Source organism: Limobrevibacterium gyesilva, assembly GCF_025989185.1.
GTDB lineage: Bacteria > Pseudomonadota > Alphaproteobacteria > Acetobacterales > Acetobacteraceae > Limobrevibacterium > Limobrevibacterium gyesilva.
Genome location: NZ_JAPDNT010000017.1, coordinates 25,073 through 40,142 on the forward strand (window position 1 = coordinate 25,073; position 15,070 = coordinate 40,142).

A 15,070-nucleotide genomic window follows, 5' to 3' on the forward strand; every position below is an offset into this window, starting at 1 on the left:
TGGCAAATCGAGTTCGGAGGCACCGGCATCCGCGGCCTCCGGTGTGCTGCCAATGCCCGTGAGCTGTGGACTCTGGTGAGTGGCGACCCAGTGGCGGCGGCTTGCCAGAGCGGGTGTAATCGGGTGGACTCTGGTGATGCCTTCTTTCCGCGAGCTGCGTTGGAGGTGCTCCTACGCCGAGCGACGACCTTCCCCGTTGTTTCATCCTGATAAGCCTGGTTGCTGACCTGTCGCACGTACTTGATGGGCGGGCATCACGGCTCGACGCGCCCCGATGAGTTGCCTGACATTGCCACCAGCGAGAGCAGGATGCCCTGCGGAAAGCTGAGTCTAGCCGCTGGTACAGGCATTGCCGTGTTCCTAGCGCCCTGGCCGCCAGTCTGAGAGGCTGTCGGCGGCCAAGCTCGGGCCACGGTAATGTGGACTTTGGTGAGCCGCTCGCCAGCGGCGAACAACAATCCGCTGCGCAGGTCCACGCCTAAGTGTGGACTTTGGTGAGCTACAGGACGTGCCCGATCAAAGGCGGCCGTTTGCGGATCAGCGAATCGCGATCACACGTGGTGCGACAGGTGGACGGCTTGGCTTCAAGATGACGCCCGCCTCGACCACTTCGACGTTCGCGGCGGGATACACCGCAAGGGCCAGTTGCAGGGTATCGCGCCATTTGTGCTTGAAGTGGTGCAGTTCCTTGAAGCCCGCCCCGAACTGTCCCTTGAGCGCTTTCCAGGTGATGAGTTTCGGGCTGCTCAATACGTGCAGCCGATAGGCCAGCCACAGATAGGCGTCGAGCGCTGCTGGGTTGTTGTTGATTGCACGGATCGCTGCCTCCTCGAGCGGGACGGGATGGCGTCGGAGCTGCTCAAAGAAGCCTTCGGAGAGTTTGGCTGTTTCGAGTGAGAGGCGACCCTGGGTGTCGTCCGGATCTTCTATGAACAGAGCCCGATCGACGATCGATTGATTGATCAAGCCCGCGGACTTCCCTCCTTGCAAATGGAAGGTGAGACGGCAGCGACTGATCCTTTCGGCCTGCTCTTTCACAAGCTTGCCGGTTCGCCCGCCCACTGATACGCCGATTCGCCGCAGCCAGTCGCGCAGCGAGCGGCCCAGTTCTACCTCGCGCGAGCCCGTCTTGAGGGCTTCGGTCTGCAGATAAAGCAGGATGAGCCTTGCATGGCTGCCAAACGGCACGCCGACCCACTCAAGCGGCCCGTCATCGCTGCTCGGCCGCCTGCCGGGTTCGACGACCAGCCTGACCCGCTCTGCTGCGATTTCCCAAGGTACATCGTCGCCAAGTTTGCGATGGGGCAGCGCGCATTGCGCCCATCCGGAGTAGACGAAATTGAGTGCGCCGTCTTCATCGCCCATATAGAGCGCTGCAGTCTCGACGAGGCTACGGTCATGGCCGGCTTCAAGAGCGCCGCCTTTCCCACGTGCCTCCATGATGTCGTGGATTGTTCCCATCACCGCATTTCCGACTCGTGGCATTGACCACATTCTGTAGTTTGAACTGGTTGCTGTCACCGTGGACTGTGGTGAGGAAGCTATTGGAATAGCTATTTGTGATTCTTTATTAGCTTGTTCACCAGGGTCCACGGGATAAGTCCGGCAAACGCTTGATTTGCCGTCAACGCGCCGCACCAAGGTCCACAGGCGGCGTCACCAGAGTCCACACCGGAGCTCTGGATAAGCGGGCCCTCCGGCTCACCAGAGTCCACGACATCGTTGGCCGACTCGACTCTGGCTGTGAGACGGGTGGAATGCGGTTCGTGGCATGTGTATATTGCACGGGCAAATTGGTGGATACGACCCATGCTTCCCATGCCATTCGACCAGAAGGCGCGCAAACAGACGGTCAGCCTGACGGTGAACAGCGACCTCTACGCCAAGGCCCGAAATGCCGGCATCAACGTGTCTCGCGTCGCCGAGAAGGCGCTGGCCGAGGAGCTCGGGGCCAGGCAGGCCGAAGCGCTGCGCGCCGAGATCAGGCAGGACATGGATGCGCTCGCCCGCTACGTGGCCGAGCATGGTGATCCGGCGGCGGAACTCCGGGAGATGTTTGCCGCTGACCATGCAGCATGACGTGTTCGCGAATCCGGCGCCTCGGAGCCGCGGGCCGTTCCCGTTCATCGCCGTGCTGCAGGCGGACCTGGCCGAGGAAGGCCGGGGACGAATCGTCGCGCCGATGGCGCCGCGTTCGGGCATGCCGACGGCGGCCGGAAGGCTCCTTCCGGTCGTCCAGCACGCGGGAGCGGAGTATCTGCTGGCAGTCGAACTGATGACGTCGATCCCCAAGGCGGAGCTTCGCCGGCCCCTGGGCTCGATCGCCGCGCACCGGGACCAGATTACGCGGGCGCTGGATTGGTTGTTCACCGGGGTTTGAGGCGCTTCGCTTTGGCCGCTCACGGCGCTGCGCGCCCTATGCGTGGGAGCCCGTTCAGCCGTTCTTGTCCCCGTGGGCGCGGAACAGTTTTTCGGTGACGTTGTTGCGCCAGAGCTCGGCGGGACGCAGGTAGCCGAGGGCCACTTCGGTGGATTTGTGCCGGGTCTGGCGCATCAGCTCGGCGAGGCCGGCGCCCTGGTCGGCGGCGGCGGTGGCCAGGCCGGCGCGCAGCGAGTGGCCGGAATACAGGGCCGGGTCGAGCCCGGCGGCTGCGGCGGCCTGCTTGACCAGGCGGGCGACCGCCTTGTCCGAGAGTTTTGCCCCGGTCGGCTTTCCCGCCTTGGTGACGGCGCAGAACAGCGGCCGCTGGGCGCGGGCGGACGGGCTGGCGGTCCAGTCCAGGTCGGCGGCAAGGTGGCGGTGCGCCAGCCAGGCTTCGAGGGCGGCGGAAGGGCAGAATCCCGGCTCGTCCGGGTTGGCGCAGACGGCGACCAGCTGGCCGGCGCCGTGCGGGTCGGTCTTCGAGCGTCGCAGCAGCAGGCGCAGGCCGCGGCCGGGCACGATCTCGACGTCGCCCAGCGCCAGCCCGACCAGTTCCGAGCGCCGCAGCGCCGCGCCGAAGCCGAGCAGCAGCATGGCGCGCTGGCGGGCACCCAGTGCCTCGCGGGCCACGATGGCCTGGCGGGCACCCGGTGCCGCGCCGGCCACGCTGGCCGGACGGGTCAGGCTCGCCTCGCCGGCCACGTTGGCCCCGCCGGAGGCGGCAACGGACAGAAGCATGGGCCGCAACACGGCGGGCACGGCCGGGGCGGCCTGGCGGCGCGGGCGGGTGCCCTTGGCCCGGGTGATGCCGTCGATGACCATGGCCAGCCTGGGGTGGCGCAGGTCGAGCGAGATGCCGGCCAGCAGATGGGCGGTGCGGATCGCCGCCAGGTGCACGCGCAGGGTGCTGACGGCGAGGCCGTCATCGGCGCGGCGGACGGCGTACATGGCGACGGTGTCGGGATCGCCGGCGAGCGGCTCGCGGCCGAGCGACCGGCACCAGGCGGAGAAGGCCTGCCAGGCCGAGCGGTAAGCGCGCCTGGTGCCGTCGCCGCGGGCGCGGCTGGCATAGACGGCGGCGCGCGCGGTTAAGTCGCCGAGTTCCGCCGCCCGGGCGCCGTCCGGGATCTCCAAGGGGCCGAGCAGGTCGGTGTCCAGGCGGTATTTTTCCCGCCCCGTGGCGGCGGCGGCGGCGAGCGAGGCGCCGGGCGCGGGCGGCGGATCGGTTTCCCGAGGGCAAGCCCCGTCCGTCGACACGGGCGGGGGGCGGGGCGGAGCGGGCGAAGGTTCCGGCGGCGTCAGAAGCTGGAAGGCCCGCGGAGGGAGGGGAGGTGCGTCGCCGGTCCCCGCCATCGCCGGCGCGCCGGCCGCGTGCGGCCACGCTTGGCGCGGCGCGGCGTGCGGATCGGGGTCTGGCTCGACGGGGGCGTTCATGCCGCGAGTCTAGCCGGGGGAAATGACGTCCGTAAATGGCGCTTGTCGGACGGAATCTTTCGCCGGCGCCGGACGCGGGGAAAGCGAGCGAGGCAGGCACGGCAAAGACCCACCGGGATACGGACGAAAATTCTTCAGGCTCTTCTGTCTCAGCCGAAAACTTACCAAATCCCAATAGCCTAATGTCTTCACCCAGGCGGGGTCAGCCGGCCCCCCCGCGGTCACAGTGTCTGCCACGGACCCTGTGGCGGCCTCCAAGGGAGAGGGAGCCAGCTAGCCGGGCCCGGTCCCCGGTTCGCGCTGGTCCAGTGGACGGCGCAACCGCCGTTGCCTCGCCAGGGCGATGGTGCCTGGCAGCATAATTGACAAATATTGCCATTTCTTGCCATGGTGGCGGCGGAGGCTCCCATGGCAACGATGAATGTGTCACTGCCGGACCCGATGAAGGAGTGGGTCGAGGCGCAGGCCAGGACCGGCCGTTACAGCAACGCGAGCGACTATGTGCGCGACCTGATCCGGCGCGACCAGGAGCGGGCGGCCAGGCTGGAAGAGCTGCAACGGCTCATCACCGAGGGAATTGAAAGTGGGATTAGCACCCGCTCGATCGGCGACATCCTGAAGGCCGCGCGCGCGCAGGCGACGGACGCCGCGCGCGACCATGACGTATAGGACGACCCGGCAAGCCGACCAGGACATCATCGACATCTATCTTCGGGGCTGTAAATCAGCACCGAACTGGGACCCCACCGCAAACTGCGCACAATACTTTGATATTCCAAGCGAAATTTCGTTCGCTGTGGGATCCCGATCGGCGCCGATCGGGACCCTTTCCTTTTGCTGATTTCGCAAGTCGTTTCAGCGCATTGCGGCAGGTTTGGAGGGGGGCCCCGCTTCGGTGCCGTTTTACACGATTCGGCCCGCGGGACAGCAGTGATGGTCATCCGATCGGCTTCGGGACAAACTCGATCGGCAATCAGCTCATTCGGCACGAGCGCGAGGATGGATTTCAAGGATGACCGACATTGTTTCAGGTGGCGAGGTCATCTCTGTCGACGATTCGCTGAACCAGTACAAGCGAAACTGCACCGAAAGTGCGGAAGAGCCCCTTTTGCAGGCCGATTGACAGTCGGCGAAACCGGCAGCGAATTTCGTGCACCAGCGTCGCACCGATTCGTGGGAGACGACAACGCCGCGTTCCGCCAAGGAGCAGCTCGACTTCCCGCAGGCTGAGGCTGAAGACGTGGTACAGCCAGACGGCGTGGCTGATGACCTTGGCGGGGAACCGATGACGGTAGGACGGGTCGGGTTGCGGCTTCATACCGCCAGTCTCGCCCGGCTCCGCCCACGCTGCCAGACCTGGTTACCGTGACAATGCCCTCTGCCGGTCAGGAAGCAAATCCACCTGAGGCAATGCGTGCTCCTGAACGGTCATAAGGATAGCACCGGGGTGGCGTGAGATGTGCGAGCCATTCTCGCTGTTTGGGTGGCAATACCGCGGGAATTCCGCAGTGCTTCGCCTCACATGCGCTTCGGATGCATCCGGCCAAATCTGCAGCAGGACTATGCTACCCCTCCCTCACAACTTCACATGATTGGTCGCAGAACCGCGCGCCTCACTCCGGCAGCCCCGCCTTCCGCAACCCATCCGCGAAGGTCGCGAGGTCCTCCGGCCGGCGGATCGGGAGCCAATCCGCGAGATTGGAGACGCGCAGCGTGGGGTCGAGCTCGCGCAGATGCTTCATCGCGCGCTGCGCCTCGTCCGGCCGACCCGCGAGCGCATGGCTTGCCGCGATGACACTGACGACCATCAGGAAGCTCGGCAACTCCCGGAAGGCTTTCTCCGCCCACGACGACGCGGCGTCGAAGCGCCCCGCGAACAGATGCGCCGCCGCCAGTCCGGCCTGCATGCGATAGAGCTCGGGGTCGAGTGGGCTCAGCCTCATGGCGCGCGCGAAGTGCTCGATGGCGGCGTCCGGCTCGCCGTTCCAGGTCCGTAGGAATCCGGCGAGGAACGAGGCCGACGCGAGATTGGGATTGAGCACGAGCGCCCGGTCGAGCAAGGCGATGCCGCCGGCTATGTCATCGGTGAGGTGGGCGAGCGCATGCCCGCCGCGGCTGAGCGCGACCGCATCGTCCCGGCCCAGGTCGACGGCCCGGCGCGCCAGGCGGGCGCCCTCGGCGATCTCGCCTGGGCGGTCGGTCATCCAGCCGTTGACCTTGCGCCAGAAATAGCACCACGCCGCCATCGCATAGGCCGACGCGAAATTCGGGTCGCGCATGAGCGCGTGGTTGAACTGGCCGAGCGCCGCGTCGATCGACTCCCTGGATCCCAGATGGAGGTGCGCCATGCCGCGCAGATAGTTGTCGTAGGCATCGAGGCTTTCGGTTGGCTTGCGCTGCGCGCGCTCGATCTCGGCCCGCTCGAGCTGCGGCGCGATCGCGCCGACGACGGCCTCGGTGACCTGATCCTGCAGCTCGAAAATATCGCCGAGCGCGCCTTCGAAGCGCTCGGCCCACAGATGCGCCCCAGTGGTCGCATCGATCAGCTGCCCGGTGATGCGCACCTTGTGCGTCGCCTTGCGCACGCTGCCTTCCAGCACATAGCGCACGCCGAGCTCGCGGCCGACCTGTTTCACGTCGACCGCGCGGCCTTTGTAAGTGAAGCTCGAATTGCGTGCGATCACGAACAGCCAGCGAATGCGCGACAAGGCCGTGATGATGTCCTCTACCACGCCGTCAGTGAAATACTCCTGCTCGATGTCGCCGCTTAGGTTCAGGAACGGGAGCGCGGCGATCGAGGGCCTGTCGGGGAGGGCCGGCGCCTCTGCGATGGTCTTGCCCGGTGCGTCGGGCTCGGTGCTGGCCACGGCGCAGCGACTGGCGATCTCGCTGACGTCGCCGACGAACCGGAACCCCTTGCGGGCGATCGTTCGAAGCAGGCGCTGATTCTGCCCGCTGTCGCCGATGGCCTTGCGCGCCGCGTTGATGTGACTGGTCAGGGTCGATTCAGAGACGATCCGCCCGGCCCACACGGCATCCAGGAGCTCGTCCTTGCTGACGACGTGCTCGCGGCTCCGCACCAGATGGAGCAGCAGGTCGAAGACCTGCGGCCCGACGGCGATCCGCCGGGCGCTGCGCGTGAGCTCCCGCCGGTCCGAGTCGATCACGTAGTCCTCGAACGCGTACCGCACGTCGCCCTCTCATCGCCATGGCCGGCAAGCCATTGATAGCACGGTGATCATCGCCGACGCTCGCGCGGGTTGTCGCGCCGGTAAAGTAAGCGGAAACTGCCGGAACAGCGGGGCGCTTTCTTCGCTCGTTTTGCTCTCTTGTCCCGCTGTCTTGGACGGAAACGCAAGCGAAATTCAATCGCGCCTCAAGGCCGCCACAAGGCTTTCCGGCCGCCGGTCCGGCATCCTTTGCCGCGTCGAATACGACACAACTGACACTCCCTTGCATACCCTTGGAGGGCAAACTCATGAAGATTGTCGTCATCGGAGGCACCGGCCTCATCGGATCAAAGCTCGTCAAGAAACTGCAGGAGAAGGGTCACGAAGCCATCGCGGCCGCGCCCAATACCGGCGTCAACACCATCACGGGCGAGGGACTGAAAGAGGCGCTCTCCGGCGCACAGGTCGTCGTCGATTTGGCGAACGCGCCGGTGTGGGAGGACAAGGCGGTGCTCGAATTCTTCGAGACCTCGGGCCGCAACCTGATGGCCGCGGAGAAGGCCGCCGGCGTGAAGCATCATCTGGTGCTGTCGATCGTCGGCAGCGACCGCAATCCCGACAGTGGCTACCTCCGCGCCAAGGTGGCGCAGGAGAATCTGATCAAGGCGTCCGGCATTCCCTATACGATCCTGCGCTCTACGCAGTTCTTCGAGTTCGTCGGCGGCATCGTCAAATCGGGCGCAGAGGGCGATGTGGTCCGGCTGTCGCCTGCGCTGTTCCAGCCGATTGCCTCGGACGACGTGGTCGCCAACCTGGCCGAGCTGACGCTCGCACCGCCGCTGAACGGCACCGTCGAGGTTGCAGGCCCGGAGGCCTGTCCGATGGACAAGTTCGCGCGCAAATTCCTGGCCGCGAGCGGCGACCCGCGCAAGGTTATCGCTGACGTGCACTGGCGCTACTTCGGAACCGAGCTGAACGACCGCTCGCTGACGCCCGGCGATCGCCCCCGCCTCGGCTCCATCCGCTTTGACGAATGGCTGCGCCGCTCACAGGCGGCGGCTTGATACAAGTTGCCCAGCCGAAGGAGGGCTCGATGAAACGCATCCTCTGTTCGCTGCTCGTCACGGCCGTGCCCTTTGGTGCGGCCTTTGCGCAGACGGCGCCCCAGCCAATTGTAGCCCCCGTCATGCAGAAGGATCTCGCTGACATGCCCGGAAGGGAGATGGTGATGCTCACTGTCGAGTATCCGCCCGGAGCTGTGGAGCACATCCATCGGCACGATGCGTACGCCTTCGTCTATGTGCTGGAAGGGACCATCGTCGAAGGGGTCAGGGGCGGCAAGGAGGTCACACTGATGCCAGGGCAGACTTTTTACGAAGGCCCGAACGATGTGCACACGATCGGGCGTAACGCGAGCATCACGGATCCAGCAAAGTTCGTCGTGGTCTTGGTGAAGAAGAAGGGCGTCGATGCGGTGCTGCCCGCAGAGTAAGTCGTACGCTTCTCGAGCAAGACCCTTCAGCCGTGGCCAGCACGATCTTGGAGAGCATGCCGGCCGAGCTTTTCGCGGTCTTGGTGGTGGACACGAATTAAACGGAACTGACGATCCATTTCGCGAACTGAGGTCTTAGACAGAAGACGAGTCTGGAGGAACACAAATGAACACGATCACAGTCACAGACGGTACGACGATTTATTATAAGGACTGGGGTTCCAAGAACGCGCAGCCCATCGTCTTCCATCATGGCTGGCCACTTAGCGCCGACGACTGGGACACACAGATGCTGTACTTCCTCGAGAAAGGGTATCGCGTCATCGCTCATGACCGGCGCGGACACGGTCGGTCGAGCCAGGTCAGCGATGGTCACGACATGGATCATTACGCTGCGGACGCGGCTGCGGTCGTGGAGCATCTCGATCTGCGCGACGCCATCCACATTGGCCACTCGACCGGCGGCGGCGAAGCTGCGCACTTTGTCGCGCGCCATGGCAAGGGCCGTGTAGCCAAGCTCGTGCTCATCGGTGCCGTGCCGCCGATCATGGTGAAGACGCTGGCCAATCCGGGCGGTTTGCCTATCGACGTATTTGACGAGCTTCGACGACAGCTCGCCGTCAACCGGGCTCAGTTCTATCGAGATTTCGCGAGCGGGCCGTTCTACAGCTTCAACCGGCCAGGCGCGAAGGTGTCCCAGACCGTGATCGATAACTGGTGGCGCCAGGCCATGATGGGCGGTGCAAAAGCGCAGTATGACGGCATCAGGGCCTTTTCGGAGACAGACTTCACCGATGACCTGAAGATCATCGACGTGCCGACGCTCGTCATGCACGGCGACGACGACCAGATCGTCCCGCTCGCCGATTCCGCGCCGCTCTCCGCCAAGCTCCTCAAGAAAAGCCGCCTTAAGGTCTACGAGAAGTTCCCGCATGGCATGTGCACGACCTACGCGGACGTGGTCAATCGCGACCTGCTCGCCTTCATCAAGAGCTGAACCGACAGGCGGCGAGGACCGGATACGCAACGCGATTTAGGCGCGCCTCGAACTAGAAGGCCTGACGCCCGCTTGAGTTCCGTCAGCGCCTGCTCGAGTGGATTCAAAGATCGGACTAAAGAGCCAATTTGACCGTGGATGGGCGATCATGGATGTATATGAGGCAGTTACAAGCCGACGGGCGGTGCGCGGATTCACCGACGAGCCTGTGTCGAGAGAAGTGCTGGAGCGCGTGCTGTCCGCCGCGGCTTGGTCGCCTTCCGGATCGAACCTCCAGCCGTGGAACTCCTACGTGCTGACCGGCGCCCCGTTGGCCGAGCTCAAGACGCGCGCCGTCGAGCGCGTGTCCCACGGTGACCACTGGGACGAGCGGGAGTACGAGATGTACCCGCGCGAGCTGAAGTCCCCGTACGGAGAGCGCCGATCCGCCTTCGGCAAGGAGCGCTACAGCGCACTCGGCATTGCGCGCGAGGACTGGGAGGCGCGCCAGCGGGCGGCCATCGCCAACTGGAACTGTTTCGGCGCGCCCGCCGCCCTGTTCTGCTACATCGACCGCGACCTGGGCCGGCCCCAATGGGCCGACGTCGGGATGTATCTGCAGACCGTCATGCTGCTACTCCGCGACGAAGGGCTGCACAGTTGCACGCAGATGGCGTGGTCGCAGGTTCGCGAGACGGTCGCGGAGTTCCTGTCCCCCCCGGACGGGCTGATCCTCTTCTGCGGCATGTCGATCGGGCACGAGGACCCCAAGGTGAGCTACACCCGCACGGGCCGCGCCCCGCTCAACGAGACGGTCACGTTCGTCGACGGCTAGTTGCCGCTTCCGGGCGGGTGAGGACCATTCCGCCGGAAGGAGTCCGATGATGGAGGAGATGGTGCTAACTGTCGAAGAAGCGATGTGTCGCGTTATTGACTGGTGGGGAGAGCTGCCACCGTCGATGAAAGAAGCGATCGAGCAGTTTCGGACCGAACTTGGGGCGGAGATTGATTCCGTCGAATTTGTCAACAAGGCGCTCGACACACAGGCGCCCGAAACTGACAGCGGGGACGGCCCTGCTTGAAGCTAATTCCGAGTTCGGCGGCGCGTGCCGGCCCACAGGACCGGCGGCGGAGGTGGCCAATACGGCCATGGGTAAGGCGGTCAGCGGGAGACAAACATGAGCTTGGACAACACCTCACGCCCCGATAGGCCGGGGCTCGACGAGCTGGTTCCGTCGCGCTACGCGCTGCGTGTCGGCGAAATTGACGTAATGGTGGTCAGCGATGGGGTGCTATCGCTGCCAGGCGCGATGTTGGGCCACAACGTTGACCCGGCCGTCCGGGCGGCCTGGCTGGAGGACATGTTCCTGCCGCCGGACGTGCTCGAGTGGGCGCTGAACGTGGTCGTGGTGCGCAGCGGCGGCCGAACCATACTCATCGACGCTGGGATGGGGGCGGAGTTCCCGGACTTGCCGCGGGCCGGGCGGACGGTCCAGCGACTGGAGGCCGCCGGCATCGATCTCGCATCCGTGACCGACGTGGTGCTCACCCACATGCACATGGACCACGTTGGCGGGCTGCTCGTCGACGGAGTGAGGGACCGGCTGCGTCCGGACCTGCGCATCCACGTGGCGGCCGCCGAGACCAAGTTCTGGGAGTCGCCCGATTTCTCCCGCGTCTCCATGCCACCGGGGTTCCCGGACGCGCTTCGGCGGACGGCCAAGCGGCTCTTGCACGAGTACCAGAGCCAATTGCGCACGTTCGAGGAGGACCACGAGGTGGCGCCGGGGGTGCTCGTCACACGCACCGGCGGCCACACCCCCGGGCACAGCGTGGTCCGCCTGGCGTCCAGCGGCGACCGGCTGACGTTCGCTGGCGACGCCGTGTTCCAGGTCGGGTTTGAGCACCCCGACTGGTACAACGGCTTCGAACACGACCCCGAGGAGGCGGCCCGCGTCCGGGTCCGTCTTTTGCAGGAGCTGGCGGCGAACCGCGAGTCGCTGGTGGCCACTCACCTGTCATTCCCGTCCGTCTGCCATGTGGCGGTCGACGGCGACGTCTTTCGTTGGGTACCGGGCCCCTGGGAGTACTGACCGCGTGTTAGGTTAGGCCGAACGAGACCACCGCAAGTCGTGGACGGTAGAACGCACATCACCTTCGGCTGATGCGGTGATGCCGTCGACTGTGGGCGAGGCCATCGGCTGACCATGCTGTATGATCGACGCGGGTCTAACCCGGCGAAAGGCAGCAGCTTTTGTCACCCACCAGTCGCCGGACGTCGCTCTAACATAGACAACTCACGAGCTAGCAACAGCTGACATCCTACGATCGGAGAAGCGGCGACATGACCGACCTCCCGGATGCGGTGGCGGCGGCCGCGCACGACCCGCTGGTCATCACCCTGCTTATTTTTGCTCTGGGCGGGCTGCTGACGCATCTCTTGTTTCGCAAGCAGCCGCTCGGCCGGGCGGTGGCGCGGGTGATCTTCCTGATCGCCCTGACGATCGTCCTGCTCCGTGCTGGGGTCGTCCCCTACGAGGCGCGGTATCTGGCGCCGACGTCGTTTCAGGTTGCGGTTCACGGCACCTTGAAGATCGCGTGGTGGCTGTTGGCGGCGTGGTTCCTGGTCGGCGTCTTGCGCGCCTTCGTCGTCACCGAACACCGGCCGCGCGAGGGCAAGTTGGTTCAAGACCTGCTCGCTGGCGTGATTTATCTCGCCGCCGTCTTTGCCATCATCGCCTATGTCTTCGATCTGCCGATCCAGGGCCTCCTCGCAACCTCGGGTGCCATCGCCATCATTCTCGGGCTGGCGCTGCAGAGCACATTGGCGGACGTTTTTTCCGGCATTGTGCTGACTTTCAGCCGCCCCTACCGCCCAGGCGACTGGATCAGCATTGACGGCAGCACCGACGGCCGGGTCATCGAGATGAACTGGCGCGCGACGCATGTGCTGACCGTGAACCGCGATCTGGCGATCGTGCCGAACAGCGCCATCGCCAGGGCGAAGATCCTCAATGCCAGCTCCCCCTCCGGTACCCACGGAATGACGGTGACGATCCAGCTCGATGCCAAGACGCCGCCCGGCGCCGCCGGAGAGATCCTCGAGCGCGCGATGCTGAACTCGCGGCTCATTCTGGCGACGCCGCCCTCTTCGATCATTGTCAAATCAATTACCGCCAGCTCCACCGAATTCGACATAACATTCTTCGTCGAGGAGTTGGCCCAGGCCTCACGCGCTCAGAATGAACTGTTCGATCTGATTTTCCGGCACTTGGCGGCCTCCGGCGTTGAACTTGCCGCGACCCAGAGCCAACCGTATTCGCCCCTGCAGACCGCCGCGTCGCAACGTGCGGCCAACGGTCCCGAACGGGCGCTCAACCTGGTCGAGATCTTCGCCACCTTGACGGCAGAAGAGCGGCAATCGCTGGCCCCAAAGCTGAAGCAAAGGACCTACGATCGCGGCGAGACCCTGGTGGATCCCGGGATGGTGCTGCACTCGCTGTTCATCATTGGGGCAGGTGTGCTGTCGGTAACCAGTGTTGTTTCCGAGGGTGGTATCGAGCTGATGCGCCTCGGCCCGGGCGATCATTTCGGCGAAATCGGGCTGCTGACTGGGGCTGCCGCCACGGCCAAGATATCGGCCCTCGTGCCGACCACTGTCTACGAGCTGACAAAGGACGATTTGGCACCAGTCCTGGAGGCGCGCCCGCCGGTCGCCCAGGAACTGTGCCGCGCCCTTGCTCGGCGTCAAGCGGCAGGCCAGCTGATCCCCTCTCCTGCTATCGACAAGACCATATCGGCAAATCGGGTGGCCAGTTGGTTCGCCGACCGGCTGCACAGGCTGTTCGATCTCACATCTTCCAAGTAAGCGAGCCCCGCACCGGCGAGTCCTCGGCGATCCAAGGGATCACCTCGTCCAGGTTGGCAAGAGCCGTATCCGGTGGCAGATGCAGGCCCAGCCTCTGCTTGAGGCATCGGGCGATGTCCGCCACAAACGCCGGCATGATGTCTCTAGCGAGCAGTTGCTCCGCCACATAGCGGGCGATCAGCGGCTTGTTCTTCCCGGTTCCGATGCCAAGCGCTTGCCGCGCCTCGACGTCCAACCGGTTGTAGAGACCGGCCTCGATGGTCTCCAGGTCGCCCTTCGTCTGCGTTTCCCAGTCGCCGGCCAACACGGCGTGGTTTTCCGTCACCTGTGCCGGCGGCGTGTCCGTCTCGTCGATCCCGAGCAAGCGACAGATGACGCGGTTGGCAGTCGGGTTCTGAGACCGTGCGCCCATGTCGTTGTCGAAGATGACGTAGGTGGGGATTTTGTGTGCACGGTAGACCTGAATGAGCGTGTCGATCGCCGTCTTGCCGTTGGCCGCGACAATCGAAACGCCTTCATCGTCAAAGCGCAAGCCGAGATGCGCGCATAGCAGGGGAAGCGCCTCGCGCTCGGACGGCCCTTCGGCCACGATCACCAGCCGCGCAAAATACGGCTCTGCCATCTCCGCCGTCCGCACGTTGCGCAAGAAGGCGCGCATGGACGCTACGGTCATGGGCTTGTCGGGGTGGAGCTGCTTACGGGCGGCGAGAAGGGCCGCGGCCGTCGTCGTGCGAACCTGGGTGCAAACTTCGTCCTCGTCGTCCGGGCAACATTCGACAACGACGACGCGCTCCGGCCGGGTGATGTCAAGAAACGCCGCGCTGTGGGTCGAGATAAAAAGCTGATTGCCGTCGGCAACCAAGCCTTCGAACTGCGCCATCAGACTGCGTTGCGCGTGCGGGTGCAGAAAAAGTTCCGGCTCCTCAATGCCGAGGATCGCGCCGCCCTTGAACGCGCGCGCGAACGCATGAAACAACGCGAGCACCAGAAGATTGCGGACGCCCGATCCGGCCTCACCCGGGGATTTGGCAGCACCCCGCTCAATCAATGTCGGATAGAGGCTGCGATACAGATTGGTTTCGTCGATCGTGCGGAACTGGAACTGCACGTCATAGCGCGAGGTCCGCAACTGATCGACGAATGCGCCACGCAGCGCCGATTCAAAGCTGGTGTAAAGGTCGGTCTTGAGCAGACTATGTGCCTGATCGAGCAGTGCGCGGAGCTGCGGGAGTCGGTCGCTGCCGGATCGCAGCAGGTCATCATGCAGGAAACGCACAGCCTGGCCGAACAGGCTCCATCGCGAGGCGCCAAATTGCCGGTCGAAGCTGCGGCTGGCATCGACATAGGCGAAGGCAAGTCTCGCGCGCTCGTCGTTGTCAAATCCGCCGCGAACGGCCTGGCCGTGCCGGTCATAAGCCTGGAAGACGTATCGCTCGCGCGAGGTGTCGAAGACCAGCCGCGAATAGGGCGCGTCCTCGAAGTCCGGCTGAATGAAAATTTCCCGCCGGCGGTCGCTGAGATAAAAATCGCTGTCGAGCAAATTACCAGGCATGGGCCAGCGGTCGCCCATCAGGAAGTTGATCGCACTGAGGATGTTGGTCTTGCCGGCGTTGTTGGCCCCGACGAGGATCGTCATGTCGGCCGGCTCGAAGTCCGCGTCTTTGACCGAGCGCCAGTTCCGAATGATGACGCGGGAAATTCTCATAAG

At 64.8% G+C, this 15,070-nt stretch carries 14 protein-coding genes and 1 pseudogene; 10 read left to right on the top strand and 5 right to left on the bottom strand.

Going from position 1 to position 15,070, the window contains the following annotated elements; translation table 11 throughout:
- Positions 1 to 537: 537 nt before the first annotated feature.
- Positions 538 to 1,461, bottom strand: coding sequence for a replication protein RepA (locus OL599_RS16895; RefSeq protein WP_264715017.1), 924 nt, complete (start codon positions 1,459 to 1,461; stop codon positions 538 to 540).
- 357 nt (positions 1,462 to 1,818) lie between these two features.
- Here OL599_RS16895 and OL599_RS16900 point away from each other — a divergent pair, with 357 nt between their 5' ends.
- Both OL599_RS16900 and OL599_RS16905 read left to right on the top strand, forming a co-directional pair.
- Positions 1,819 to 2,079 carry a type II toxin-antitoxin system CcdA family antitoxin gene (locus tag OL599_RS16900; RefSeq protein ID WP_264715018.1) on the top strand — a complete coding sequence of 87 codons (261 nt, stop codon included), beginning with the start codon at positions 1,819 to 1,821 and terminating at the stop codon, positions 2,077 to 2,079.
- Entirely contained in the window at positions 2,069 to 2,380 is a 312-nt protein-coding gene (locus OL599_RS16905) for a CcdB family protein (RefSeq protein WP_264715019.1), read from the top strand. Before OL599_RS16900 ends, OL599_RS16905 begins: the two co-directional genes overlap by 11 nt.
- 54 nt (positions 2,381 to 2,434) lie before the next feature.
- Here the strand turns inward: OL599_RS16905 and OL599_RS26070 are convergent, their stop codons facing one another.
- Positions 2,435 to 3,679, bottom strand: a complete 1,245-nt coding sequence (locus OL599_RS26070) for a tyrosine-type recombinase/integrase (protein ID WP_264715020.1) — start codon at positions 3,677 to 3,679, stop codon at positions 2,435 to 2,437.
- A gap of 585 nt (positions 3,680 to 4,264) precedes the next feature.
- Here OL599_RS26070 and OL599_RS16915 point away from each other — a divergent pair.
- Complete coding sequence (locus tag OL599_RS16915) at positions 4,265 to 4,525, top strand: type II toxin-antitoxin system ParD family antitoxin (protein WP_264715021.1); 261 nt, start codon at positions 4,265 to 4,267, stop codon at positions 4,523 to 4,525.
- Positions 4,526 to 4,999: 474 nt separating this feature from the next.
- Here OL599_RS16915 and OL599_RS16920 read toward each other — a convergent pair.
- Positions 5,000 to 5,174: pseudogene (locus OL599_RS16920) on the bottom strand (IS6 family transposase); the annotation flags it as partial.
- A 295-nt stretch (positions 5,175 to 5,469) separates the two neighbouring features.
- Positions 5,470 to 7,047, bottom strand: coding sequence for a winged helix-turn-helix domain-containing protein (locus OL599_RS16925; RefSeq protein WP_264715022.1), 1,578 nt, complete (start codon positions 7,045 to 7,047; stop codon positions 5,470 to 5,472).
- Between the two features lie 287 nt (positions 7,048 to 7,334).
- Between OL599_RS16925 and OL599_RS16930 the strand changes: the two genes are divergently transcribed.
- From OL599_RS16930 to OL599_RS16960, 7 genes are all read left to right on the top strand, one after another.
- A complete protein-coding gene (locus tag OL599_RS16930; RefSeq protein ID WP_264715023.1) occupies positions 7,335 to 8,090 on the top strand; it encodes an SDR family oxidoreductase in 756 nt (251 codons plus the stop codon).
- 29 nt (positions 8,091 to 8,119) lie between these two features.
- Positions 8,120 to 8,518 (top strand): cupin domain-containing protein, encoded by a 399-nt coding sequence (locus tag OL599_RS16935; RefSeq protein WP_264715024.1) that lies wholly within the window; start codon positions 8,120 to 8,122, stop codon positions 8,516 to 8,518.
- Between the two features lie 166 nt (positions 8,519 to 8,684).
- Entirely contained in the window at positions 8,685 to 9,515 is an 831-nt protein-coding gene (locus OL599_RS16940; protein ID WP_264715025.1) for an alpha/beta fold hydrolase, read from the top strand.
- Between the two features lie 148 nt (positions 9,516 to 9,663).
- Positions 9,664 to 10,329: a nitroreductase gene (locus OL599_RS16945; RefSeq protein ID WP_264715026.1), complete on the top strand. Its 666-nt coding sequence runs from the start codon at positions 9,664 to 9,666 to the stop codon at positions 10,327 to 10,329.
- A 49-nt stretch (positions 10,330 to 10,378) separates the two neighbouring features.
- On the top strand, positions 10,379 to 10,576 hold the full coding sequence (locus tag OL599_RS16950) for a hypothetical protein (RefSeq protein ID WP_264715027.1): 198 nt from the start codon (positions 10,379 to 10,381) through the stop codon (positions 10,574 to 10,576).
- A 96-nt stretch (positions 10,577 to 10,672) separates the two neighbouring features.
- Positions 10,673 to 11,587: an MBL fold metallo-hydrolase gene (locus OL599_RS16955; protein WP_264715029.1), complete on the top strand. Its 915-nt coding sequence runs from the start codon at positions 10,673 to 10,675 to the stop codon at positions 11,585 to 11,587.
- A gap of 251 nt (positions 11,588 to 11,838) precedes the next feature.
- Positions 11,839 to 13,362 (top strand): mechanosensitive ion channel family protein, encoded by a 1,524-nt coding sequence (locus tag OL599_RS16960; RefSeq protein WP_264715030.1) that lies wholly within the window; start codon positions 11,839 to 11,841, stop codon positions 13,360 to 13,362.
- Here the strand turns inward: OL599_RS16960 and OL599_RS16965 are convergent.
- Positions 13,346 to 15,067 (bottom strand): ATP-dependent nuclease, encoded by a 1,722-nt coding sequence (locus tag OL599_RS16965; RefSeq protein WP_264715031.1) that lies wholly within the window; start codon positions 15,065 to 15,067, stop codon positions 13,346 to 13,348. The two genes, OL599_RS16960 and OL599_RS16965, sit on opposite strands and share 17 nt — an antisense overlap.
- Positions 15,068 to 15,070 lie beyond the last annotated feature (3 nt).